The organism is Paraburkholderia acidipaludis NBRC 101816, assembly GCF_000684975.1.
Classification (GTDB): Bacteria; Pseudomonadota; Gammaproteobacteria; order Burkholderiales; family Burkholderiaceae; genus Paraburkholderia; species Paraburkholderia acidipaludis.
Map to the genome: position 1 here is coordinate 74,025 of NZ_BAXZ01000024.1, position 25,239 is coordinate 99,263.

The window sequence follows — 25,239 nt, forward strand, 5'->3', positions numbered from 1 at the left end:
GGCTATTCGGGCGGCAGAGAGGCGCCCGTAAAAGTCTTTTTCACCTGTGTAATAAGCTCCCCCGAAGCCGCCGCGCACCAGTGCGGCCAACCCGTTCGGGCCCGCGTGGCCCAAAACCCGCGTGATTTGGCCGGTGACAGCACCATCTGCGCATTTCCGCGGCGGCGCCCTCTGGCTAGACTGTTTTCGGCGGAGCAGTTGGTCATATGAACCACGTGTGTTTGCGGAGTAACGGCGCATGCATGTCGCGATGATGCTGTACGCAGGATTCCAGTTGCTTGAAGTAAGCGGTCCTATGGATGTCTTTCATGAAGCCAACCGGCTGTGCGGCGGTACGTACTACGAACAGCACCTCGTCGGGCCGTCGCCGGGGCCGGTCCTGTCCTCGAACGGCACGATGGTAAGCACGACGGAATGTCTCGTGGAAACGCGCACGCCGTTCGACGTCGTCATGGTGCCCGGCGCCCGCGTACTCGGCTCGACGGCGGAGCATCGGGCACTCGTGGACTGGCTCAGCGCAAGCGGACGTACCACGGGCAGGCTCGCCTGCATTTCCAATGGTGCGTTTCTTCTGGCGCGCGCCGGTCTTGCCGACCGCCGCTGGCTGACCGCGCATTGGCGCGACGCGCGACGCCTCGCGGCGGAGCATCCGTCGGTGCACGTGCTGCCGAGCCCCGGCTGTCTGCGGGACGGCAATCTGTACTCGTCGGGCGGCGCGAGCGCCGCGATCCGTCTCGCGCTTGCGCTCGTCAAGGAGGACCTTGGCGAGAAAGCGGCGAGAAACATTGCCGGCGCGTTGTCCATGCCGCCCCATTGAACCGGTTGCACGAGGCACATCGATCATGATCCGGAGCGGCGGCGCGATCCTGCCGACCTGCGATGCGGTGTTTCGCTTCAACGAAATGCACGCGGCGCACCCCGGGCGCCTGGGCAAGCACACCGTTACGATAAAGTTTTTCTTTTAGATAACGACACTTTATCTCGTTTGCCCCGGCATCGAAACCGGCGAAGAATCTCTCTGAAGCCAAAGCGCGAAGGCACATGCCATCGGCTGGCGCCGGGAATCCGCGAGTTGCTGACTGACTAAATAGATTTTCTTCCTGAAAGCAGCACATGCCCGTTCCCGGCTTTCTTCCACCAGACAGAAAGAGAGATCGAGATGAGCAACGAGTTCAAGGGCAAGAAGCTGCTGGTCGTCGGCGGCACCAGCGGAATGGGCCTGGAGACGGCCCGTATGATTCTCGCCGAGGGCGGCAGCGCGGTGATCGTGGGCAATCGTGCGGAAAAGGCCGAGGAAGCGCGCGAGGCGCTGGCCGCGCCCGGACAGGTCGCCGCGCTGAGCGCGGACCTGTCCACGGAGGAAGGGCTGGCCGCGCTGCTCAAGACGATCGACGAGCAACACCGGGATATCGACCTGCTCGTCAACGCGGCCGGCGTGTTCTTTCCCAAGCCGTTCCTCGAGCATCGCGAAGCCGACTATGACCAGTACATGAAGCTGAACAAGGCGACCTTCTTCATCACGCAGAAAGTCGCCGCCAACCTGGTCGCGCGAAACCAGCCGGGCGCGATCGTCAACGTCGGTTCGATGTGGGCGAAGCAGGCCATCGCGGCCACGCCGTCTTCGGCCTACTCGATGGCCAAGGCCGGTCTGCATGCGTTGACCCAGCATCTCGCCATGGAACTGGCGCCGAGGCATATCCGCGTCAACGCCGTTTCGCCGGCGGTGGTGCAAACGCCGATCTACGAGGGCTTCATCCCGAAGGCCGAAGTGCACGACGCGCTGCAGGGCTTCAACAGCTTCCACCCGATCGGCCGCGTGGGAACCCCGCAAGATGTCGCCGAAGTCATCGCGTTCCTGCTCTCGGAAAAAGCAGGCTGGGTCACCGGCGCGATCTGGGACGTGGACGGCGGCGTGATGGCCGGCCGCAACTGACGTGCACCGCCATCGGTCATGGCGCCCCGGCCACCGTAACAGAACTGACACGAAACTTTAGTCCGAGGAAACCAAACTAATGCTGCACGCGCCGGCGCCGTGCAGCGGCCCCGGCTGCGCCCCTGGCCATTCATTCCCCATGAGGCAGCAAGGCACACAAGGAGCACACCGCCATGACCGTTTCCAAGGGTTCGCACGGCCATACGTTCGGCCGCATGAAACCGTCGCATTCCGGCTACGCCATCCATCGCGATCCGCCGCGCGACACGCACTTCCGCGACCTCCCGCCGCCTACCGGCAAGGCGCCGTTCCGGCTCGACCTGAAAGACATCATCAGCAAGGCCGACTACGACGCCATCGTGAAACGCCAGCGTCTCGTGTTCCACCTGAACGGCGACATGGGCGGCATTGGCTATGCGGTTCCGCAGGAGCTCGTGGCCGCGGGCATGGAGACCGATCTGACGAAGGCGGCAAAGGACGGCTCGCTGCCGGACTTCCTCTACATCACCGGCGACTGCGTCTATTTCAACGGGCAGATCAGCCAGTACTACGCGCAGTTCTACGAGCCCTACGAGCTCTACCATCGCCCCGTGTTCGCGGTGCCGGGCAACCACGACGGCGAGAACCTGGCGACCGACCAGACGCTCGACGGCTTCATGCGCAACTTCTGCGCGAGCAAGCCCGGCACGAAAACGCCGGAGTCGATGGGCTCGTTCCGCACGGCCATGATCCAGCCGAACTGCTACTGGACGCTGCTCACGCCGCTGTGCTCGATCGTCGGCCTCTACAGCAACGTGCCCGAGGGCGGCGAGATCGTCGAACCGCAAACCGACTGGCTCGTGGAAGAGCTGCGCACACTGCCGAAGGACCTGCCGCTCTTCGTGGCGCTGCATCACCCGCTCTACTCCGCCGACGACTACCATTCCGGCAGCTCGCGCATGCGCAAGGTGCTACAGGACGCGAGCAAGACCGCCGGCCGCTACCCCGACATGATCTTCACGGGCCATGTCCATAACTATCAGCGCATTTCGAGCATGCACCCCGAGGTCGGCCTCATTCCGCAGCTCGTGACGGGCGCGGGCGGCTATCACAACCTGCATTCGATCATGAAGGTGGACGGCGAGAAGATGGTCGCGCCAGTGAACTTCGACGCCGGCGACGGCGAGACCGTCACGCTCGAAACCTACTCCGACGACCACCACGGCTTCCTGCGCATGGACGTGACGAAGACGCTGGTCACCGGGCGCTACTACGAGGTGCCGCGTCCGCAGGAGCCGCGCACGAAGGGTTCGCAGCTGTTCGATCACTGGGAGTACGACATCAGGAACCGGCGCTGGGTGCCGAACAAGCTATAGGCGCGGCGGGCGGAGGCGTCGCGGGTTTTCACCGCGCCGCCTTCGCGTGCGCCCGCTGCGCCAGTCGGGTGCGGCCCCGCGCACGTCGCACTGCTGCGGTGCACCAGCCGGCTCGCGGGTCTTCCCGGAACGCATCGCAACAGGGCCTGCCGCACGCTGGCATAGCGCTTGCTTTTCAGGCCGCATGCTGCGCGTCCTGCTCGTCACCGACACTGAGAAGCCCATCGGCGATCTGCGCGACGCCCTCGCGCGGCTCGGCTACGCCATGCTGCCCGATCCGGCCACGCCGCAGGATCTGCACCGCGTGGTCGAGCGCGCGCGCCCCGACGTCATCATCGTCGACACCGAATCGCCCTCGCGCGACACGCTCGAACAACTCGCCGTGATGAACGCCACCGCGCCGCGCCCCGTGCTGATGTTCAGCAACGACGCGAACCAGCGGCTCATCCGCGCCGCCGTGCAGGCGGGCGTGACGGCCTATCTCGTGGAAGGGCTCGCCAGCGAGCGGCTCGCCCCCATACTCGAAGTGGCGCTCGCGCGCTTCGCGCAGGAAACGGCGTTGCGCGAGCGCCTGACGCAGGCCGAAACCGAACTCGCCGAGCGCAAGCTGATCGACCGCGCGAAGCGCGCCCTGATGGAGCAGCAGAAGCTGAGCGAGCCCGCCGCCTACGCCGCGCTGCGCAAACGCGCCATGAACCAGAGCGTGAAGCTCGCCGAGGCCGCACGCCAGATCGTCGAGACGGCCGGCGCAAAAGAATGAGGCGATGCCCATGAACCCGACCACGCTTCCCGCATCCGCCGAACTGGGCGCCCCTGCGGATCGCCGGCCTCCCGAAAAGACCCATCTCAAGATCGGCTTCGTGCCGCTCTCCGACGCGGCGCCGCTCGTCGCCGCCAAGCTGCTCGAATTCGGCCACGCGCATGGCCTCACGCTGGAGCTCTCGCGCCAGCCCTCGTGGGCCGCGCTGCGCGACAAGCTGCTCGCCGGCGAGCTCGACGCCGCCCATGCGCTCTACGGCCTCGTCTACGGCGTGCAGCTCGGCCTGGGAGGGCCGCAGACCGACATGGCGCTGCTCATGGTGCTCGCGCGCAACGGCCAGGCCATCACGCTCTCGAACCGCCTCGCCGACGCGCTCGACGCACACGGCACGCTGCCGAGCGCGCTCGCCGCCCTCGGGAGAAAGGCCGTGTTCGCGCACACCTTTCCCACCGGCACCCATGCGATGTGGCTTTACTACTGGCTCGCCGCGCAGGGCGTGCATCCGCTGCGCGACGTGCAAAGCGTCGCGATCGCGCCGCCGCAGATGGTCGCGGCGCTCGCCGAAGAACGCCTCGACGGGCTGTGCGTCGGCGAGCCCTGGAACGCGCTCGCGCAGCAGCGCGGGGTGGGCCGCACCGTCGCATATAGCGGCGAGATCTGGCCGGATCATCCGGAGAAGGTGCTCGCCTGCCGGCGCGATTTCGTGCAGGCGTACCCGCGCACCGCCCGCGCGCTCGTGCGCACGATGCTGGAGGCCTGCCGCTGGCTCGACGGCGCGGGGCACCGGCACGACATCGCACAGTGGCTCGCGCGGCCCGAGTTCGTGGGCGTCGATGCCGCGCTGATCGCCTCGCGGCTGGACAGTGCAGGCACGCACGGCGCCCCCCCGGTGCGCTTCTTCGATGACGGTGTCGTGAACCCCCCGCACGCTTCGGAAGGCGTGTGGTTCCTCACGCAATTCGAACGCTGGGGCATGCTCGCGCGGCGCGACGACTATCGCGAGATCGCACAGGCGCTGAATCAGACCGGGCTCTTTCGCGAGGCCGCGCAAGGCCTGCTGCAACGGCTGCCGGAAGAAGGCGCGCCGCCGGTGTTGATCGACGGACGCGGCTGGAACGCCGCCGATCCCCGCGCCTACGTGGAAGGCTTCACGGTCCGCGCCTGAGCCGCCCGCACGCGCCGCGCGCAAGAAAACAAGCCGCCGCGTCTGCCTGAGACCCTGCCTCTCGGGCTATCATGCATGCCGCCACGGCGGCGAATCCTCCGCGCGGCGCGTCGAAAGAGCCCCCCGGCACTCCCAGGCGCGTCAAAAACCCGTGCCGCCCTGAGCGGCGCGCACGCGCGCGGTCAACCATCGCCCCCGGCAAATCGTTGACAGTCCAGAACGCGGGCGCGCCGCACGGCGCGCCCGGGGCGTCAAGCAACTGAAAGAACCAGGTATCAAGCGATGCGAGCACATTTTCCGGGCCTCCGAATGACCATGACCCAACGCGGCCTCTGCGCCGCCGCGCTTTGCCTGCTGTCGGCCTGCGCCACGCGGCTCGACCCGGCGCCTGTCGTCGACATGTCCGCCGGCACGAACCCCAACGCGCAAGCCGCCATGGCGGCCCCGGGACCGCTCGCCCCCGTTGCCGCCGCGCCGGTCCCGCTCGGCCCGCCGCCGCCCGGCTACTACCGCGTGCGGCCCGGCGACACGCTGTATTCCATCGCGCGGTCGAACGGCCGCAGCGGCCGCGATCTGATCGCATGGAACAACCTGCCGGATCCGAACCATATCGAAGTGGACCAGGTGCTGCGCGTGGTTCCGCCAGGCGAGGGCGGTGCGATGGCGGCCGCGCCCGCGCCGGCCACAGTATCGGCCGGCCCGGCGCCGGCGCCTGCCGTGGCCCCCGCCGTCGCCGCGGCTGACGACAGCGCGCCGGCACCCGACGCCGGCAGCCTCGCGCTCGCCTGGCCCGTGCGCGGGCCGCTGCTCGGCCGCTTCAACGACTCGACCAACAAGGGCATCGACATCGGCGGCACCGCCGGCGAGCCCGTGCGGGCGGCGACCGGCGGGCGCGTCGTCTATGCGGGCAATGGGCTGCGCGGCTACGGCAACCTCGTGATCGTGAAGAGCAACGCGACCTACCTCACGGCCTACGCGCACAACCGCGACCTCAAGGTGAAGGAGGGCGACACCGTGAGCAAGGGCCAGGTGATCGCCGACATGGGCAGCACCGACTCGGATCACGTGATGCTGCACTTCGAACTGCGGCGCGACGGCAAGCCCATCGATCCGCTGCGCTATCTGCCGCCGCAATAAGCCGGAGGGGCTTACCGCGGGCGACGCGCGTGCTTACTTCACGACAACCTGCGTGTGCCCCACCACCGGCGGCTTCTCGAAGTACGGGCCAACGAGCTGGCGCCACACCTGGAAGTCCGCCGACTCGCGGAAGTGCACCATGTGGTCCTCGACCGTATCCCACTGCACGACGAGGACATACTGGTTCGGCTCTTCGATCGAACGTTGCAGTTCGACGCCGCGGCAGCCGCGTGCGCGATGAAAGAGCGGCAGCGCTTGCGCCACACCTGCTTCGAATTCTGCTTTCTTGCCCTGCTGCACGACGATGTGCGCCATTTCGTAGACCACGAGACCCTCTCCTGATTCGGAACTGCGTTGCATGACCCGCTTCGTTGCGCCCGCAAACGACGCGCGGCGAAGCGGCCAGCCGCAACGTTAGCACGGAGAGATTTTCGCGTTCGTCCGGCGACCCTCGCACCCGGCCCGTCAAACGGCCTCGGGCACCTGGCGGGTCTTGAGAAACGCTTCGAGCGTTTCGCCGCGCATGCTCGCGTACATGCCGAGATTCGTGATCTTCACCACGCGCGCGAACTTCTCCAGCACGAAGAAGCACACGCCGTAGCGCACGAGCCCGAGCCAGTCGGTGCTGTCCACCAGCGCGCGCTCTTCTTCGGTCAACGCGGCCGCGTCGTAGGCCGCCTGGCGGTTGGCGAGCCACAGCTCGCGCGCGGCCGGCTCGCGCATCTGCCAGAAGAAGCGGTTCAGGCGCATCGCCTTCACGCTCTGGCGAATGTCGAACGGATAGGTGCCCGTCAGTTCCTCGATGCCCGCCAGCTGCGGATTCATTGCGCCACCTCTTCGTACACCGTCACGGCCATCGCGGTGCTCGTCGCGAGGTAGTAGTTGCGATGCACCTCGCGTATCGTCGGCCCGAGCGCGCCGCGCATGGCGAGCCACATGATCGTCTCCACGCTCTCCGCGCCGCCCAGGCGAACATAGTCCACGTGCTTCATGGCGGCGAGCCGCTCGGGATCGTTCACGATCAGGTCGAGAAACTCCATGTCCCAGCCGGTGTTGTTGAAGCCGCTGCGCTCGCCGTGCACCTGGTGCGAAAGCCCGCCCGTGCCCACCACCACAATGTCGAGGTCTGCGTCGAACGATTCGATCGCGCGGCGCAGCGCCTGGCCTAGCCGGTAGCAGCGCCGCGCCGTCGGCAACGGATATTGCAGCACGTTCACCTGAAGCGGCACGAGCGCCGCGGGCCAGCCGCCCTCATGCGGCAGCATGAGCGAAAGCGGCGAGTTGCAGCCATGGTCGAGCGGCTTGTCCTGGAAGATCGTGAGGTCGAACTCGTCGTTCACGAGCTGTTCGGCGATATGGATCGCGAGATCGGAGTGTCCCGCGATATCGGGCAGCGGCCGCTTGCCCGCGCCTTCGTCGGCGAACTCGTGCCGCGCGGAAACGCCCAGCGCAAAGGTGGGATAGCAGTCGAAGAAAAAGCTGTTGGCGTGATCGTTATAGATCATCACGAGCGCATCGGGCTTGCGCGCCGCGAGCCATTCGGCCACCGGCTCGTACCCTTTGAAGAGCGGCGCCCACGCGGGCTCGTTCTGCTTGCCCTTGTCATAGGCCAGTCCGATCGTCGGCACGTGCGAAGTGCCGATGCCGCCCACTATCCTTGCCATGTCGATGCCCTCGCTCAACGCCAGATTTACGCCAGATTCCACCGCGGCTGCCGCATGCTTGCAGTACGCGGCAGCCGCTCGATCGGAATATGAAATTACACAATAGCGGTTCGTGCAATAAGCGAGGGTTAACCTCCGGGTCCGGATATGTGCCGCCTCTTTCACGAGGTTTTCGCATCGCTGCGCGCCGCCTGGCCGGCCGCAGACCCGTATGCCCCAAGGAATTTCGATATCCCGAAACCAGACCCGCCCGGCGCGGCACCCGGCGTGCCGCCGCACTCAGCGATAAATAAAACAGATCGCCAAAGAATCAACTCGCAAACCCCGGGCTATTGCGGCCGCGGCGCGTTCGCGCGAGACTCCGCTGCGCCTCGATAAACCAGCGGCACGGTGCAATGCCACAGGCCGCCGCGACGGCATCGAACGCAAGCAACGCGCCCCGGCGCGCCAGGCGGCGATGAATGCCGGATTCCGGACGCCAATCGAGGAAGCCGCGCACAATCATGCCGTGAACGCCGCGCCCGGCATGCACGACCCGTCGTCCCTATCGATTCGAACGTGAGCCAGCCCGAACTCCTGAATCTCGCGCAACTGCGCGCCTTTCGCCTCGTGGCCGACACCGGCAGCGCCACACGCGCCGCCGCCGCCCTGTATCGCGCGCAATCTGCCGTGACGCGTTCCGTGCAGGAACTGGAGACCGCGCTCGGCGAGCCGCTCTTCGAGCGCAAGCCTTCGGGCATGCTGCCCACCGCGGTCGGGCGTGTGGTGCTCGAGCGCTGCGCGCGCATCTTCGGCGAGCTCGAAGAACTCGCGCACTGGTGTTCGTCGCGGCAGGCGCGGCGCCGCGCGCTGCCCGAAGGCGCGCTGCCCGCCTGGCTGCTCAATACGCGGCGGCTGCAGCTCTTCGTCGCGCTCGCGCGGCACCGGCACATGCCGAGCACAGCCAGCGCATTCAGCATCAGCCAGCCCGCCGTGAGCAGCGCCATGCGCGTGCTGGAAAGCGGCTCGGGCGTCACGCTCTTTCATCGCGGCCCGCGCGGCGTGCTGCTCACCGCCGAAGGCGAAACCTTCCTGCTGCACGTGCGGCGCGCGCTGAACGAGCTGCGCCACGTTCCCGACGATATCGCCGCCCTGCACGGCAATATTCAGGGCGCGGTGACGGTGGGCGCCCTGCCGCTCGGGCGCACGCTGATCCTGCCCGCGGCGATCGCGCGCCTGAACGCGCGCCATCCCGGCGTGCGCGTCGTCACGGACGAAAGCGCGTGGGATCTGCTGGTGGCCGGGCTGCGCGCGGGCGATATCGATTTCATCCTCGGCGCGCTGCGCGAGAACGACGCCGCCAGCGGTCTTGCGAACGAGCGGCTGATGTCGGAGAACATGGTGGTGTTCGCCCGGCGCGATCATCCGCTTGCGCGCGCGAAAGACCTCGGCGTCGGCGACCTGCGCAACGCGCAATGGATCGTCCCGCGCATCCATTCGCCCGCGCGCCTGTTGTTCGAGGCGCAGTTCAGGCGGCTCAAGCTCAAGCCGCCGGCGCCGGCCGTCGAAACCGCCGACCTCGCCGTCATCCGCGGCCTCCTGCTCGGCACCGACATGGTGGCGGCGCTCTCCGCGCAGCAGCTCTACTACGAGTGCCAGGCGGGTCTGATCGTGGCGCTCGATCTGCCGCTCCACAACACGCGGCGCGACATCGGCCTCACACTGCGGGCCGAAAGCGCGCCCTCCCCGGCCGCGCGCGCGCTGATCGATGCGGTCCGGCTCACGGTGGCGGACCTCGCCCCGGACGTGCGGGTGGTCGAAGGGCTGCGCGCGTAGTCCTGCCCGCGTCTTCGTTGTTCACACAACCAGATCGAAAGCAACGCGGTGTTGTGTAAACGCCGAATACCCACGTCCACGCCAATATTTTAAATGCAAATCATTATCATTTGCCATACAATTCGCGGCCATGCGTATGCGGTTTGCATGCCTGCTTCGTATCCACGGCGCGCCAGCCACGCGCCCGGTGCGAAACGGCCTGCCCCGCCCGATAACACGCCGCCCGGATTCCCCCGGCATCGCAGGGCGGCGGCCAACCACTCGCCCGTCACCCGTCCATGTCCGTTGCCCGCCCGATCGCGCCTCTCCTTGCCCCGCCCCGTTCCTCCAGCCGCTGCGCCATCGTGGCTGCCATTGCCATTGCTTTCGGCTGCCCCGCCGCCGCGCATGCGCAGGCCGCGCAGACCGGCGACGGCACAAGCACCAATGCGAACACGAACGGCACCTTGCCGAGCGTGAAAATCCAGGCGCGGAAAGACACCCTGCCCGGCGATCTCGCACCCACCTACGCCGGCGGCCAGGTGGCACGCGGCGCCGACTACGGCGTGCTCGGCCAGCAAAAGAACATCGACATGCCCTTCAGCATGACGACCTACACGTCGAAGCTCATGGAGGACCAACAGACCCGCACCGTCGCGGACGTGCTGGCCAACGATCCTGCCGTGCGCTCCGCCTACGGCTACGGCAACTTCCAGCAGGTCTACGTGATCCGCGGCTTCGAGCTCGATAGCGACGACGTTTCGCTCAACGGCCTCTACGGCATCACGCCGCGCCAGCTCGTGATGACCGACGCGCTCGAACGCGTGGACGTCTTCAAGGGCGCGAGCGCGTTTCTGAACGGTGCGTCGCCGAACGGATCGGCGATCGGCGGCAGCGTCAATCTGCAGCTCAAGCGCGCCGACGACCCGCCGCTCACCCGCGTCACCTTCGAAGGCACCGGCTCGGGCGAGTTCGGCGAACACATCGACGTTGGCCGCCGCTTCGGCAGCGAGGACCAGTTCGGCATTCGCGTGAACCAGTCGAACCACGACGGCGAAACGAGCATCGACGGCGAACACCGCCGCAGCGACCAGACGGCCGTTACGCTCGACTGGCGCGGCGAGAAGCTGCGGCTCGAAGGCGACTTTCTCTACCAGCGCCAAACCGTCACGGACGGCCGCCCGGTGGTCTTCGTGAGCGGCGACGCGATTCCCCCCGTGCCTTCGGCCAGCTACAACTACGGCCAGACCTGGGAATACAGCTCGGCGGAAGACACGGTAGGCATCCTGAAGGCCGAGTACGACTTCCTGCCGGGCTGGACCGCCTACGTGACGGGCGGCACGCGCCACACCAACGAGCATGGTGAGTACTACTCGCCGTACTACACCGACCCGACGACCACGACGGGCTCGCGCCTGGGCGTGCCGCGCAAGGACGACGCCGACTCCGCCGAAGCCGGTGTGCGCGGCCGCTTCGACACCGGCCCGGTGAGCCACTTCGTCACCGCGAGCGCCTCGATCACGCGTGTGGAAACGCAGTCGGGATGGACGCTGAGCGGCTCGTTCCCCGCGAGCCTCTACAACACCGTGCAGGTTCCGTACCCCGCCACGACCTTGTCCGCGGGCATGGACGGCAACCCGCCCACCACCGCGCTCACGCTCATGCGCAGCGTCGCCGCTTCCGACACGCTCGGCTTCCTCAACGACCGCGTGCTGTTCACGGTGGGCGTGCGCCATCAGGAAATCGTCTCGAACGCGTATTCGTCGTCCACGCTCGAACAGACCGAAGCCTATAACGACGGCATCACGACACCGCTCTTCGGCCTCGTCGTCAAACCCTGGCAGAACGTATCGATCTACGCGAACCGCGCCGAATCGCTCGCGGCCGGCGACCAGGCGCCGCTGGGCTCGAAGAACTACGGTGCGCTGCTCGCGCCCGAGCGCACGAAGCAGTACGAAGTGGGCATCAAGTACGACACCGGCCGCTACGGCGCTTCGTTCGCGGCGTTCCAGCTCGAAAAGCCGCAGACCTACACGAATAGTGACGGCTACTTTGCCGCGAACGGCACCGAGCGCCACCGCGGCCTCGAAGCGTCCGTGTTCGGCGAGCCGTTCAGGGGCGTGCGCGTGATTGCGGGCGCAACCTATATCGACGCCGTGCAGCTCGACACGGAAAACGGTGCGACGAACGGCAACCGTCCGGTGGGCGTGCCGTCGTTCCTGCTGAACCTGGGCGCCGAATACGACGTGCCGTGGCTCCAGGGCCTCACGCTCAGCGCGCGCTGGACGCATACCGGCCCGCAGTATCTGGATGCAGCCAACACCCTGTCGATCCAGGCGTGGGACACGGTCGACCTCGGCGCGCGTTATGCGACCACCGTGTTCGGCCGGCCCACCACGTTCCGCGCGAACGTGCTCAACGTGACGAACAAGGCTTACTGGGCTTCGACCATCGGCGGATATCTGACGCAGGGCGAACCGCGCACGGTGCTGTTCTCGATGACGACGGACTTCTGACGCGGCGGGAACCCGGCGCCGCTCGCCAGCACCGGGACCGCAGCCGGACCCGCCGCTTACGACTTCATCTCTCGCCGCATATCGCTGCAGATCGCCCCTTTCTGCTGATCGTATTCCTGCGGGTTGCTCGCCTTCATCTGCTGCAGGCCATTGACGGTCTGCGCGGCGTTCTTCCACCCCGCATCCCAGTCTTTCGCGAAATCGGGATCCTGGACGAATTTCCGGCTCGCGGTGTCCTTGTAGTTCGATACGGTCGAAGCATCGACACCGCAGACTTCCGCAGCCACGCGCGCGTTGTTCGCGGCAAACTGCACGCCCAGCTTTGCGAGCTTTAGCGTCTGATCCTGGTCCTGCGCATGCGCGATGCCCGCGACGGCAAACGTCACGACGGAAGCGAAAAATAATATAGGTCTACGAATTATCATGAAAATCTCCTCAACCCTTCGGACGTCAACCATAAAAGGCATAACCGGCGCGCATACGGCGAACGGTGCCTTAGTCAAAATGAATCATTTCCGGATGAGCCGTTTCGCATCGCACGAAAGATTCAATTCGAAAAGAAAATCTCAAGTCGCAAGAATACATTCGGCCTCATTGCCCAGCCAACTGATTATTTTGTAACAGAAATTAAAGCTTTGGCTAACCTTGGCGTAGCTCGTCAATAATGACGAGCGCATTGCCCACCTGATAATCGGCGTTTCGAATCGAGGATTTCATGGACCGGCTGACTGGCATTAGAGTGTTCGTCGCCGCGGTCAATAGCGGCAGTTTTGCGGCGGCCGCGCGGCACTATGGATTATCCGCGGCAATGGCCGGCAAATACGTCAGCGCGATTGAAACCGAGCTGAATGCGAGGCTGCTCCAGCGCACCACGCGCCGCCTGACCCTCACCGATATCGGCGAGGTCTATTACGAGCGGTGCAAGCGGATTCTCGAAGCCTACGACGAAGCCAATCGCGAAGTCACGGATGCCAGCGGATCGGCCCATGGCGTTCTGAGAATTGCCGCGCCGGTCACGTTTGGGGCAATGCATCTTGGCGAGGTGGTCGCGCAGTATCTGGAGGCGCATCCGCAGGTCAACATCGAGATGTCGCTGAACGACCGCTATGTCGACCTGCTCGAAGCCGGCGTGGACATGGCCATACGAATCGGCCGCTTGCCGGACTCCGGGCTCGTCGCACGGCGGCTCGCGCCATGCCGCATGGTGATCTGTGCGTCTCCCGCCTATCTGAGGCGCCACGGCACGCCCCGCGCCCCCGACGACCTGCGGCAAGCCGCACGGCTCACGTTCAGCGAGGCGGTTTCGGACGACGACTGGACACTCGCCGATGCAGACGGTCGTCGTCACGTTATCGACGGCCCGTGCCGGCTGGCCGCCAACAATACCCAACTGCTGCTCGCCGCCGCGCTTGCCGGAGCCGGCGTCGCCTATGGGCCGACCTTCGTCTTCGGCGAGCAGATCGCACTCGGTCAGCTCGTCGAACTGCTGCCGGAATACGATACGGCGGAGCTCGCGATCCAGGCCGTCTATCCGAGCGCGCGCCACATGCCGCTCAAGGTCCGCCGCTTCCTCGATTTTCTCGCGGCGGCGTTCGGCGACGAACCCCCGTGGGACCGCGGTGCGGCACGGCGCCGCGGCAGCCCGCGGGGTTCGCGCAGCAAGCCGAAAATCTAGGCCGCAGGACGATCGACGCAGTGCCGCTCGCGGCGCTGCGCCCGGCTCGGGATAATCATCAGGAATGCAGACGATACGGCAGTCTGCGGAGCGCTATACGATCACCTGCGTCTGCGCGAAGCGATCGTTGGCGAGCAGCGCGGAGAGTCGCCGCAATGCCGAGTGCAAGTGCACGCGGTCCGCCGCCGCGCCCAGCGAGATGCGGATCGCGCTCGTCACGTCCTGTCGCCCGTCGGCCGCGAACGCGGTGGACGGCGCAACCGCGAGGCCTTCCGTACCGGCCGCCGCGGCCAGATCGCGCGCCGACCAATGGCGCGGCAGGACGTACCAGAGATGGATGCCCGCGCCCGCCGGCGCGCCCAGGGCCTGAACGGCAACGCGCTGGCGCTCGTGCGCTTCGGCGCGCACACCCTCGAAAATCCGTGCGGCCGTGCCGTCGTCGATCCACTGGATGGCCAGCGCGTACGTGAGCGGCGCCGCCATCAGCGAAAACGAACGCAGCGCCGCCAGAAAGCGCGCATGAGCAGTGGCGTCGGGCAAGACGAGGAAGGCGGTGCGCAGGCCGGGCGTCAGCACCTTCGAAAGCGTGGACAGATAGCAGACCTGGGCCGGGGCGAGCCTCGCGAGCGGGGGCGGCGCATCGGGCGCAAAACGCCAGTACGGATCGTCCTCGACCACCAGGAGACCATGCCGCGCCGCCACGCGCAGGATGTCGCGGCGGCGCGCTTCGGGCATGGTCGCGCCGGTGGGATTCTGCAGTGTCGGATTGAGGTATACGAGGCGCGCGCCGTGGGTACGGCACGCCGCCTCCAGTGCGTCGGGCCGCATGCCGTCTGTGTCGGCGGCCACGGTTTCGAGGCGCCGGCCCAGTTGCGCCACCGCATGCGGCAGCCCGGGATAGACCAGCGATTCGCACAGCACGACTTCGCCCGGCGCACTGAAGGCGAGGATCAACGCGGCCAGCGCCGCCTGCGCACCGGGGCAGACCGCGACCTGCGCGGGCGCGACCGTGCCGAGCACCGGTTCGAGCCAGCGCGCGCCGGCCTCGCCATCGCGCAGGGTTCCGCCGCCCACGTGGTAGGTCATGAGCAGATCGGCGTCGCTGCGCAACAGCAGCCGCGAGAGCCCTTCGCGCAGCAGCGCCGCCATCTCGATGCCGAGCGGCGCCGGCGGGATATTCATGCTCAGGTCCACGCGCTGCAACTGCGCGGCGCGCGGAGGCGCGACGAAGGTGCCTAGCGGACCGCGCGACTCGATCAGCCCGCGCCGGCGCGCTTCGTTGAAGCCGCGCGTGACGGTGGTGAGATCGACGCCGAGCAGCGCCGCCAGCGCCCGCTGCGCCGGCATGCGCGTGCCGGCCGCCAGCGTGCCGTTAGCCACCGCGCGCTCGACGAAGTCGGCGAGCCGCAGATAGCGCGGACCGCTGCCCGCCTCGAGCGCCGCTGCCCACGGCGAAGCGCCCCTGGCAGCGCCGGAAGAAGGATTTCGCGTCATTGGATTTGCGTCATCTTGCCGCAGATGTATGCATCATGTCTTACTCTAGCATGCGGACACGAAGCGCGTAAATCCATACATATGATCATGTATGGCTTTTGACCGGAAAGCGCCGTCCTGTGCCGCTCCCGTCAAGACTACACAGGCCCGTAGGGATGGGTTTGCGCGATCGTCAACCACGGAACCCGACATGCGCAATCCCGACATTCGAAGAGAACCGGCCGCCGAAGCCGGCGCACCTCCCCCTCCTCCTCCCCGCCTGGGGCGTTCTATCCGCCCGCGATTGCGCGCCGCCGCCACGCTTGCGGCCACCGGCGCGCTCACGCTGCTCGGCGGCTGCCAGGCGGTGCTGCTCGACCCCAAGGGCGACGTCGGCGTGCAGGAAAAGAACCTGATCCTGATCGCGCTCGGCCTCATGCTGCTGGTCGTGATCCCGGTGATCGTGCTCACGCTGTGGTTCGCATGGCGCTATCGCGAGTCGAACACGGGCGCGACCTACGCGCCGAAGTGGGCGCACTCCACGGCGATCGAGATCGTCGTCTGGTCGATTCCGTGCGTGATCGTGCTGATGCTCGCCGGGCTGATCTGGCGCACCACGCATACGCTCGACCCGTACCGGCCGATCGAGTCGCAGCAGCAACCCATACGCGTGGACGTCGTCGCGCTCAACTGGAAGTGGCTGTTCATTTACCCGGACTACGGCGTCGCTTCCGTGAACCAGCTCGCGATTCCCGTCGATACGCCGGTCTCGTTCCGGCTGACCGCGGAATCGCTGATGAACTCGTTCTTCATCCCGCAGCTGGGCAGCCAGATCTACGCCATGTCGGGCATGGAAACGCACCTGCATCTGATCGCGAACCAGCCCGGCGTGTATGCGGGCCGCTCGTCCGCGTTCAGCGGCCCTGGCTTCTCCGACATGCATTTCGACACCATCGCCACGAGCCGCGCCGATTTCGACGCGTGGATCGCGCGCGCGAAAGCCTCGCACGCGACATTGAGCCTTTCGGCCTACCAAACGCTCGCGCAGCCCGGCGAGAAGGCCCCGGTGACGCTCTATTCGAGCGTCGCGCCGGGCCTGTTCGAAGGCGCGGTCAACAAGTACATGCGCGACGTCTACGGCAACCCCATCTGCGGCAGCGCCGCGCCTCCTCCCACCCTGAGCCGCGGCACCACCCTGGCAGCGGAGTAATCACATCATGTTCGGAAAACTCACGCTCGATGCCGTTCCCTGGCACGAGCCCATCATCATGGGCACCGGCGCCGTCGTGGCGGTGCTCGGACTCGCCCTGCTCGCCGCCGTCACGCTCGCCGGGAAATGGGGTTATCTGTGGCGCGAATGGATCACCTCGGTCGATCACAAGCGCATTGGCGCCATGTACATCGTGCTCGCCATCGTCATGCTGGTGCGCGGCTTCGCCGACGCCATCATGATGCGCGCCCAGCAGGCCATCGCGTACAACGGCGCCGCCGGCTATCTGCCGCCGCACCACTACGACCAGATCTTCACGGCGCACGGCGTCATCATGATCTTCTTCGTGGCCACGCCGCTCATTCTCGGGCTCATGAACGTGGTCGTGCCGCTGCAGATCGGCGCGCGCGACGTGGCCTATCCGTTCGTCAATTCGCTCTCCTACTGGCTTTCCGTGGTGGGCGCGGTGCTGGTGATGGTCTCGATGTTCGTGGGCGACTTCGCGGCTACGGGCTGGGTTGCCTATCCGCCGCTCTCGGAGCTCGGCTATAGCCCGACTGTCGGTGTGGACTACTACATATGGTCGCTGCAGCTCTCCGGCCTCGGCACCACGCTCTCGGGCATCAACTTCATCGTGACGATCCTGCGCATGCGCGCGCCCGGCATGGATCTCATGAAAATGCCGGTGTTCGTGTGGACGGCGCTCATCACCAACATCCTGATCGTCGCCGTGTTCCCCGTGCTGACCGGCACGCTCGCGCTGCTCACGATGGACCGCTATCTCGGCATGCATTTCTTCACGAACGAGCTGGGCGGCAACGCGATGATGTACATCAACCTCATCTGGGTCTGGGGCCATCCCGAGGTGTACATCCTGATCCTGCCGGCATTCGGCGCGTTCTCCGAGATCATCGCCACATTTTCCGGCAAGCCGCTGTTCGGCTACAAGTCGATGGTCTATGCCACGGCCTCGATCGGCATCCTCTCGTTCTTCGTGTGGCTGCATCACTTCTTCACGATGGGATCGGGCGCGAACGTCAACGCGTTCTTCGGCATCATGACCACGATCATCTCGATCCCGACCGGCGTGAAGCTCTTCAACTGGCTCTTCACGATGTATCGCGGCCGTATCCGCTATCACAGCGCGACGCTGTGGACCATCGGCTTCATGGTGACGTTCGCCGTGGGCGGCATGACCGGCGTGCTGCTGGCCGTGCCGGGCGCGGACTTCGTGCTGCACAACTCGCTCTTTCTCGTTGCGCACTTCCATAACGTGATCATCGGCGGCGTGGTGTACGGCTGTCTTGCCGGCGTCAGCTTCTGGTTCCCGAAGGTGTTCGGTTTCACGCTCAACGAGTTCTGGGGCAAGGTCTCGTTCTGGTGCTGGCTCGTCGGCTACTGGCTCGCCTTCACGCCGCTCTACATCCTCGGCTTCGAGGGCATGACGCGGCGCATGAACCACTATGACGTAGCGGCATGGCATCCGTGGCTCGTCGTGGCGCTCGTGGGCGCGGTGTTCGTCGGCCTCGGCATTCTCTCGATGATCGTGCAGATCGTGGTGAGCGTGCGGGACCGCGAGGCCAACCGCGACCTCACGGGCGACCCCTGGAACGGCCGCAGCCTCGAATGGTCGACCGCCTCGCCCGCGCCGTTCTACAACTTCGCCGTGCTGCCGAAGATCACTTCGATGGAGCAGCACTGGGACAACAAGGAGGCGGGCCGCGCGTATGTGGAAGCGACTGCCTACGAGGACATCCACATGCCGCGCAACACCGGCGCGGGCTTCATCATCGCCATGTTCAGCCTGCTGTTCGGCTTCGCGATCGTGTGGCACATGTGGGTCTTCGCGGCCATCGGCCTCGCGGGCATGATCGTCACCTTCATTCTGCGCACCTACGACGAGGACACGGACTACTGGGTCCCCGCCGCCGAGATCGCGCGCATCGAGAACGCGCGCTTCGAACAACTCGCGCAACTGGAAATCAGGGAGGCTGCGTAACTTATGGCGCACGCTGCAATCCATCACTCCGGTCATGCGCATGGCCATGACCACGACAGCACCCCGAAGACCACGTTCGGCTTCTGGATCTACCTGATGAGCGACTGCCTCATCTTCGCGACGCTCTTCGCCACCTTCGGCGTGCTCGCGAACGCGACGGCGGGCGGTCCTGGCGCGAAACAGTTGTTCGAGCCGTCCTACGTGCTGGGCGAAACGCTGCTGCTGCTTGCCAGCAGCGTCACGTTCGGCATGGCGATGCTGAATCTCCACGCGCAACGGCGCGCGGCGGTGATCGCGTGGCTCGCGGTGACGTTCGCGTTCGGCGCGGGTTTTATCGGCATGGAAGTCAACGAGTTCGCGAAGCTCGTGGCCGAAAACGCCGGCCCCGGCACGAGCGCGTATCTCTCGGCGTATTTCACGCTGGTCGGCACGCACGGCCTGCACGTCACGGTGGGCCTGCTGTGGATCGCCCTCATGATGCACCAGACCCTGAAGTTCGGCCTGACCGGCACGATCCGCCGCCGGCTCGCCTGCCTGAGCCTCTTCTGGCACTTCCTGGATCTCGTGTGGATCTGCGTTTTCACTTTCGTCTATCTGCGAGGTCTGCTGTGAGCCACTCTCCCGTCACGCATCCGGTCGGCCAGGGCCACGACCAGAACCAGGCGCATGGCAGCCTCAAGGGCTACATGGCGGGCGCCATCCTCTCGCTGCTGCTCACGCTCGCCTCGTTCGGAGTGGTCATGTTTCATGTCGTGCCGCCCGGCGCGGGGCTTGCGGCCATCGTCGCGCTGTGCATCGCGCAGCTCGTCGTGCAGCTCGCCTGCTTTCTGCATATCGGCTCGGCGCGCAGCCAGCGCGCGAACACGGGCATCTTCGCGTGCACCGCGTTTCTGATCGCAGTGATCGTCGGACTTTCGCTGTGGGTCATGCACAACGCCAACGTCAACATGATGTCGACGCATCTCACCGTCGAGCGCGCCATGGCGCACGACTAGGCGCGCCAGCGTCTTGCCGGCGGCCTGCCCCGTGGGCGGGCCTGCCGGCCTTCCGGTAACGCTCGCGCACACCACATCTCGCGACAAGGCAATCCTCGAACCACCCAGGGTAAAGATATTGCCCACCTTGTCGATATATCGCTGGAGATGTGGGCGAATCGTGTCACAGGTCCGTCACGCACCTGGTCGAAGTTACGTCTTCCCGCTTGTCAGCGCGGTGCCGGTTCCATCAGGCCAGGGTAGGCCGGGACCGAAGTCATGAAGCGCCTGCTTACATACAGATAGCTTCTTCGAGCATTCCGGAAGACCATGATTCGTATTGCAAGCTCGTTGCTCGCGAGGCCGATGCTGTTCGTTCTGGCCGGCATCGGGATCACGCTCGCCACCACGGCGGTCACGGTCGTCTCGTTGTACGAAATGCGCCTCGACGCGATGGCGCAGGCGCGCGACGCGGCGGAAAACCTCGTGATCTCGCTGCAAAAGGAGACCGAGCGCAATCTCGACATCTACCAGCTCGCCATGCACGACGTGGCGATGACCATCCAGACGCCGAGCCTTTCCGGTCTTTCCCCGGAAACCCGGCAGCTGATCGCGTTCAGCACGATCTCCAACGCGAAGGAACCCGGCGTCCTGTTCGCGACGGACGCCGCGGGCACGATCGTCTTCGGCTCTCGTTCGCTGGACTCGCTCAAGCCCAACGTAAGCGAGCGCGACTACTTTCAGATTCAGCGTCAGCAGAAACATGCGGGCCTCTTTCTCAGCGAGCCATTCCTGTCGCACACGAGCGATCCCCCTCAGCCGGAAATCGCGCTGAGCCGCCGGCTCGACGACGGGAATGGCCAGTTCGCCGGCATCGTTGCCGGCACGCTGCGGCTGAACTACTTCCGCCATCTGTTCGAAGGCTCGATACTCGGCCGGCACGGGACCATCACGCTGTTACGCACGGACGGCACCGTCCTGATGCGATACCCGTTCCATGCGGGCGATATCGGCAGTTCACTGGCGAAGGGCCATTCGCTCGATCCGCTCGTGCAATCGGACCACGGCACCTATATCGACATTGCGGTGCTCGACCACGTCGAGCGTCTCTACAGCTTCCGGAGAATCGGCAGTTATCCGCTGATCGTGGTGGTCGGCCTCGCAACCGGAGACATCTACGCGGGATGGCGCAAGCGGGCGATGGCCATCGGCGCCGTCACCGTGATTCTCGACGCGTTCTTCATTTCGCTGTCGCTCATGTTCGCCCGCCAGTTGCGCAAGCGGCTGGCGATGGAGTGCCAGTTGCGGCAGCTCGCGTGGTTCGATTCGCTGACGGGTTTGCCGAACCGGGCGCTGCTTCAAAGAGAGTCCCTGCGCGTGCTGACGAATCACAGCCGCGACGCAGCGAGCTTCGCGACGCTGTTCATCGATCTGGACCGTTTCAAGCGCGTGAACGACACGCAGGGCCATGCCGTCGGCGACGAAGTGTTGAGCGAGATCGGCCGGCGGCTGCGCGAGCATGTCCAGGCCGACGACGTGATCGGACGCCTTGGCGGGGACGAATTCCTCGCGATCCTGCAGCGCAGCGACGTGCTCAAGGCCACCCAGATCGCCGGGCGCATTCTGAACGACGTGTATCGGCCCATCGTCATCAACTCGAAGCACGATACCGGCATCACGATCAGCGCCAGTATCGGCATCGCGATCTATCCGCACGATGGACAGGACACCGATGCGCTGCTGCGCAATGCCGACCTGGCGATGTACCAGGCCAAGAGCGCGGGACGCAACCAGGTGCGGTTCTATGCGCCGGAATACGAGCGTCAGGCGAAAGAGCACCTCGAACTGGAAATCGCCCTGCAGCGCGCCTTGCGAAGCAACGCGCTGAGCGTGGCCTACCAGCCCAAGGTCGACGCCGCGGGCATATTGCGCGGCGCGGAAGCCCTGGCGCGCTGGCACAGCGACAAGCACGGCCAGGTTGCGCCGGACCGCTTCATCGCCATCGCCGAGGAAAGCGGCCTGATCGCGGAGATGGACGCATGGGTGATGGGCGAAGCCTGCCGGCAGCTTGCCGAGTGGCGCGCGGCCGGCGTGATCGTCCCCAACCTGTCGGTCAACGTCTGTGCGGCAGACTTCAGACGTCCTGATTACCCGGAATTTGTCGCGCGCACCCTTCTGGCCCACGGGTTGACGCCTGAGGACCTGACGCTCGAGATGACCGAACGGGTGCTGTTCGACGAGTCGGCCGAGGACGTTCGCAAGTCGCTCGACGCGGTTCACGCGCTCGGCGTGGCGTTTTCGATAGACGACTTCGGCACGGGGTACTCGTCCCTCAGTTACCTGCGGCGCTTCGCCGTCAAGGAACTGAAAATCGACAAGAGTTTCGTGCAGGGAATCGGCGGCGACGCCAAGGCAGAGTCCCTCGCCCAAACCCTGATCAACATCGGCGACGTCCTGAAGCTGACCGTTACGGCCGAGGGAGTGGAAACGGCGGCGCAGCGCGATTTTCTGGGCCAGCACGGCTGCCATCTGTATCAAGGCTATCTGTTCTCGCCGCCGTTGCCGCCCGCGGACTTTCGGTGCTGGGCAGAGACAAACGCGGCACGCGCGGCCCACGCGCAACGCTCGTGCGCGAGCGAACCGGGCTAGACCACGGCCTCTTCCGCGGCTTCGGCGACGCCGAGCGGATTCGAAATGGCCAGTTTCCACACGCCGTCGCCGCCGCGCACCATCACCTGAGTCGCCGTGCCGCGCTGGCGGGCCTCGCGCCCATCCGGTAATGCCACGGTCACGGTCCAGTCCATCAGAACCAGCGCCACGTTGCCGCTGACCAGCGAGCGCCGTACCTCGTTGTGAATACGAGGGCCTGCCTGCAGGAGTCCTGAGAACTGCGTACGCAACGCGTCATGGCCGCTCGCCATACTTTTGCCGTCGGCCATCCGCATGGTCGCGTTCTCGCTGAACACGGCCAGCATGCCGTCGACGTCGCCGGCGTTGAACGCGGCGTCAAAGGCCGCGGGAACCTGCTCGGGCGTCCCGGGTCCGCCCGCTTCCCGTTTGCCGACGAACTGCCGGATCAGCGCCGCGAGCGCGGCGGGCGCCTCCAGCGGCGACAAATGCCCGACACCCGGCAGGACGTGCAGGCTCGCGCCCGCAATGCGCGGCAACAGTTCCTTGCGCAAGGTCTCGACGCGGTCGACCTGATCGAGCTCGCCGGCGATCACGACAACGGGCACGTCGATCGCACCCACCTCGCCCGCGATGTCTTCGAGCATGCCGGCACCGGGCCACGCGGCCTTGGCTTGTGGCGCGCCGCGCAGACTGTCGGCCACGACCTGCTCGCGCAGCGCGGGCTCGAGCCGGTTCGCCGTGAGCACGTGGTCGAGCACCCGGCCGACGGATTCGCGCGACTCATAGGCTGCGGCCATCGCGGCGCGCTGCCCGGCAGGCAGCGCCATCGGCGACGGCGGCGAAGGCGCGACGAGCACGACACCCGCCAGCCCGCGCGGCCGACGCGACGCGAGCAGTTGCGCGACCTTGCCGCCCATCGAGTGGCCGACCAGCACATAGCGCCGCAGATCGAGCGCTTCGATAACGTCCCGCGCGTCGTTGGCGAGATCCGCGATCGCGTAGCCCTGCGCAGGCGCCTCCGAATCGCCCCAGCCGCGATGGTCGACGGCGACGGTGCGGTAGCGGTCCGATAGCTGCCCTATGACACCATCCCACGTGCGGGACGATCCGCCCCAATAGTGCAAAAACACGAGCGCGAGTTCGCCGTCGCCCTGGTCTCTCACGTGGATTCTCGGGCCGTTCGTCTGGATATACATTGCCATGCTCCCTGGTCTGATGTGCCGGCGGCACGAAAGCGAAGTGGCCGGGGCGACCCCAAACCGTAAGAGCATCGTAGACTCGGTCGACTGAATTGATAATTCGCTGTTCTTTATCGACAGTCGATCATGAAATGATCGAATTGAACCTGTGATCGCGGGAACGGTTGCGCCGGGCAACACCGGGCGACGAGGCCGAGCTTCCCTGTTTTAATGGCGTCCTTACTTTTCCGCCCCGCGCAACGCCGCCTCGACGATAACCGCCGCGAGTCGCCGCGCCGCCTCCTCCATCTGCGCACGGCCGAATCCGCCAAAGCCGAGTATGAGCCCGGGGCGCGCGGTGCCGCGCGCGAACATCGGCGACACCGCCCGCACCGCCACGCCGTTCTGGGCCGCCCGCTGAACGACCCGGCGGTCGTCGAAACGGTCTGCGAGCCACAGCACCAGATGCATGCCCTGATCGCCGGGTTCGATCCAGGCCAGATCCTCGGGCAACAGCTCGCCAAGCGTCCTGATCAACTGAATGCGATGCTCCGCATACACGTTGCGGACTTTTCGGATATGACGTTCGAGATGCCCCTCCGCCATGAAGGCGGCCAGCACGTGCTGATCGGCGGTGGGAGGATGGCGGTCCATGAGCACGCGCGCCCCGCAGAAGGCGTCGACAAGACCGCGCGGGACAATCGCGTAGCCCAGCCTCAGCGAGGGAAACAAGATCTTGCTGAAGGTGCCGAGGTAAATCACGCGGTCCGGGTCCAGGCCCTGAAGCGCCGGGAACGGGTAGCCTTCGTATCGCAGTTCGCTGTCGTAGTCGTCCTCGACCACCCGGGCGTTGCCGGCCCGCGCCCAGGCCAGCAGCGCCGTGCGCCGGGCCATGCTCAAGGGCATACCCAGCGGATACTGGTGGGACGGCGTGACGAATGCCGCGCGCGCTTGCGGCGCCATGCGCAGACCGGCCTCCACGTCGAGACCTTCGGCGTCGACGGGAACCCGCACCATGCCGTCACGGTGGCCCATGCTCTCCAGAATGGCGGTAACGCCGCGATAGGCGGGGTTCTCCACCCACGCCTGATCGCGCGGCCCCAGCAGGACCTGGCTCGCGAGAAAGAGTCCCTGCTGGGTTCCGCTCGTCACCACGACCTGATCCGCTTCGCAGCGCACCGAGCGGGACTTGCGCACGTAGGCGGCAATCGCTTCGCGCAGCGTTAGTGCGCCAAGCGGATCCGCATATCCGGTCGGCGCGCCGGGCCCCCTCGCGCGCAGCCGGTTGCCGAGGCGGCGCCAGGTGTCGGCGGGCGCGGTCAAACCGGTCGGCACCGATATGGCGAAAGGTATCGGCTCCAGCGGCCGGAACTCTCGCGCAATCTGCGCGAATACCTCGGCCCGTTCGGACAGGCCGGGTTCCGATGTCGCACGTGCGCCGGTCGCGCGGGATTCGCCGGCCGGCTGTGGCCGGGCCAGCGCCTGCGCGACGCGGGTTCCCGCGCCCGCCTTCGATTCGAGAAAGCCCTCGGCGATCAATTGCGCGTAGGCGTCGATCACCGTGCCGCGAGCCACGCGAAGCGAAGCGGCAAGCGAACGCGTGGACGGTAACGCATCGCCCGCCGCGAGATCGTTTTTACGCACCGCCGCCCGCAACGCCTCGGCAACCTGGCGGCTCAGATGGCCCGCGGTGCGGTCGAGCGCACCGAATGACGGCATCTCCGCAATTCGCGCCGTTCTCGCCATGATTCTGGCTCATCAAGAATTGAATAAAC

The 25,239-nt window shown here is 66.3% G+C and carries 21 protein-coding genes; 14 read left to right on the top strand and 7 right to left on the bottom strand.

The annotated features are described in order from the left end of the window. The first annotated feature begins 238 nt into the window (after positions 1–238). The 6 genes from BAC01S_RS24065 (at position 239) to BAC01S_RS24095 (ending at position 6,350) form a co-directional block, all read left to right on the top strand. Positions 239–817 carry an AraC family transcriptional regulator gene (locus BAC01S_RS24065; protein WP_027797057.1) on the top strand — a complete coding sequence of 193 codons (579 nt, stop codon included), beginning with the start codon at positions 239–241 and terminating at the stop codon, positions 815–817. A 342-nt stretch (positions 818–1,159) separates the two neighbouring features. Further along, positions 1,160–1,933: an SDR family NAD(P)-dependent oxidoreductase gene (locus tag BAC01S_RS24075; RefSeq protein ID WP_027797058.1), complete on the top strand. Its 774-nt coding sequence runs from the start codon at positions 1,160–1,162 to the stop codon at positions 1,931–1,933. A 173-nt stretch (positions 1,934–2,106) separates the two neighbouring features. Then, positions 2,107–3,288 (top strand): metallophosphoesterase family protein, encoded by a 1,182-nt coding sequence (locus BAC01S_RS24080; RefSeq protein WP_027797059.1) that lies wholly within the window; start codon positions 2,107–2,109, stop codon positions 3,286–3,288. Between the two features lie 184 nt (positions 3,289–3,472). After that, positions 3,473–4,048: an ANTAR domain-containing response regulator gene (locus BAC01S_RS24085; protein ID WP_027797060.1), complete on the top strand. Its 576-nt coding sequence runs from the start codon at positions 3,473–3,475 to the stop codon at positions 4,046–4,048. A 10-nt stretch (positions 4,049–4,058) separates the two neighbouring features. Then, positions 4,059–5,213 (top strand): CmpA/NrtA family ABC transporter substrate-binding protein, encoded by a 1,155-nt coding sequence (locus tag BAC01S_RS24090; RefSeq protein ID WP_027797061.1) that lies wholly within the window; start codon positions 4,059–4,061, stop codon positions 5,211–5,213. 309 nt (positions 5,214–5,522) lie between these two features. Further along, a complete protein-coding gene (locus BAC01S_RS24095; RefSeq protein WP_245616666.1) occupies positions 5,523–6,350 on the top strand; it encodes a peptidoglycan DD-metalloendopeptidase family protein in 828 nt (275 codons plus the stop codon). A 33-nt stretch (positions 6,351–6,383) separates the two neighbouring features. Here the strand turns inward: BAC01S_RS24095 and BAC01S_RS24100 are convergent, their stop codons facing one another. The 3 genes from BAC01S_RS24100 to BAC01S_RS24110 all read right to left on the bottom strand — a co-directional run bounded on the left by BAC01S_RS24100 (position 6,384) and on the right by BAC01S_RS24110 (position 8,014). Next, the gene (locus tag BAC01S_RS24100) at positions 6,384–6,665 is read right to left on the bottom strand and encodes an antibiotic biosynthesis monooxygenase family protein (protein WP_407667954.1); all 282 of its coding nucleotides are present in this window, start codon (positions 6,663–6,665) and stop codon (positions 6,384–6,386) included. A gap of 150 nt (positions 6,666–6,815) precedes the next feature. Further along, positions 6,816–7,175: a protocatechuate 3,4-dioxygenase gene (locus BAC01S_RS24105; protein WP_027797064.1), complete on the bottom strand. Its 360-nt coding sequence runs from the start codon at positions 7,173–7,175 to the stop codon at positions 6,816–6,818. Further along, positions 7,172–8,014, bottom strand: coding sequence for a gallate dioxygenase (locus BAC01S_RS24110; protein ID WP_027797065.1), 843 nt, complete (start codon positions 8,012–8,014; stop codon positions 7,172–7,174). The genes BAC01S_RS24105 and BAC01S_RS24110 overlap by 4 nt, the downstream gene beginning before the upstream one ends. 558 nt (positions 8,015–8,572) lie before the next feature. Here BAC01S_RS24110 and BAC01S_RS24120 point away from each other — a divergent pair. Continuing rightward, positions 8,573–9,829: a LysR family transcriptional regulator gene (locus BAC01S_RS24120; RefSeq protein WP_027797067.1), complete on the top strand. Its 1,257-nt coding sequence runs from the start codon at positions 8,573–8,575 to the stop codon at positions 9,827–9,829. 278 nt (positions 9,830–10,107) lie between these two features. After that, a complete protein-coding gene (locus BAC01S_RS24125) occupies positions 10,108–12,324 on the top strand; it encodes a TonB-dependent receptor (protein ID WP_027797068.1) in 2,217 nt (738 codons plus the stop codon). A gap of 56 nt (positions 12,325–12,380) precedes the next feature. Here BAC01S_RS24125 and BAC01S_RS24130 read toward each other — a convergent pair whose 3' ends face one another. Next, the gene (locus BAC01S_RS24130) at positions 12,381–12,749 is read right to left on the bottom strand and encodes a hypothetical protein (protein ID WP_156954525.1); all 369 of its coding nucleotides are present in this window, start codon (positions 12,747–12,749) and stop codon (positions 12,381–12,383) included. A 290-nt stretch (positions 12,750–13,039) separates the two neighbouring features. On the opposite strand from BAC01S_RS24130, the gene BAC01S_RS24135 reads away from it, so the two are divergent. After that, on the top strand, positions 13,040–13,999 hold the full coding sequence (locus BAC01S_RS24135; RefSeq protein WP_027797070.1) for a LysR family transcriptional regulator: 960 nt from the start codon (positions 13,040–13,042) through the stop codon (positions 13,997–13,999). Between the two features lie 93 nt (positions 14,000–14,092). On the opposite strand, the gene BAC01S_RS24140 is transcribed toward BAC01S_RS24135, so the two are convergent. Next, positions 14,093–15,493 (bottom strand): aminotransferase-like domain-containing protein, encoded by a 1,401-nt coding sequence (locus BAC01S_RS24140; RefSeq protein WP_027797071.1) that lies wholly within the window; start codon positions 15,491–15,493, stop codon positions 14,093–14,095. 190 nt (positions 15,494–15,683) lie between these two features. Here BAC01S_RS24140 and cyoA point away from each other — a divergent pair, with 190 nt between their 5' ends. The 5 genes from cyoA to BAC01S_RS33395 all read left to right on the top strand — a co-directional run bounded on the left by cyoA (position 15,684) and on the right by BAC01S_RS33395 (position 22,304). Further along, the gene (cyoA, locus tag BAC01S_RS32440; protein ID WP_084168815.1) at positions 15,684–16,682 is read left to right on the top strand and encodes a ubiquinol oxidase subunit II; all 999 of its coding nucleotides are present in this window, start codon (positions 15,684–15,686) and stop codon (positions 16,680–16,682) included. A gap of 7 nt (positions 16,683–16,689) precedes the next feature. After that, positions 16,690–18,681, top strand: coding sequence for a cytochrome o ubiquinol oxidase subunit I (gene cyoB, locus BAC01S_RS24150; RefSeq protein ID WP_027797072.1), 1,992 nt, complete (start codon positions 16,690–16,692; stop codon positions 18,679–18,681). A 3-nt stretch (positions 18,682–18,684) separates the two neighbouring features. Further along, positions 18,685–19,293 (top strand): cytochrome o ubiquinol oxidase subunit III, encoded by a 609-nt coding sequence (gene cyoC / locus BAC01S_RS24155; protein ID WP_027797073.1) that lies wholly within the window; start codon positions 18,685–18,687, stop codon positions 19,291–19,293. Continuing rightward, a complete protein-coding gene (gene cyoD / locus BAC01S_RS24160) occupies positions 19,290–19,676 on the top strand; it encodes a cytochrome o ubiquinol oxidase subunit IV (protein ID WP_027797074.1) in 387 nt (128 codons plus the stop codon). Before cyoC ends, cyoD begins: the two co-directional genes overlap by 4 nt. Before the next feature lie 309 nt (positions 19,677–19,985). Beyond that, positions 19,986–22,304: a putative bifunctional diguanylate cyclase/phosphodiesterase gene (locus BAC01S_RS33395; protein ID WP_052408833.1), complete on the top strand. Its 2,319-nt coding sequence runs from the start codon at positions 19,986–19,988 to the stop codon at positions 22,302–22,304. Here BAC01S_RS33395 and BAC01S_RS24170 read toward each other — a convergent pair. After that, positions 22,301–23,482: an alpha/beta fold hydrolase gene (locus BAC01S_RS24170; protein ID WP_027797075.1), complete on the bottom strand. Its 1,182-nt coding sequence runs from the start codon at positions 23,480–23,482 to the stop codon at positions 22,301–22,303. The two genes, BAC01S_RS33395 and BAC01S_RS24170, sit on opposite strands and share 4 nt — an antisense overlap. Positions 23,483–23,704: 222 nt before the next feature. Beyond that, entirely contained in the window at positions 23,705–25,210 is a 1,506-nt protein-coding gene (gene pdxR, locus BAC01S_RS24175) for a MocR-like pyridoxine biosynthesis transcription factor PdxR (protein WP_027797076.1), read from the bottom strand. Positions 25,211–25,239: the final 29 nt, after the last annotated feature.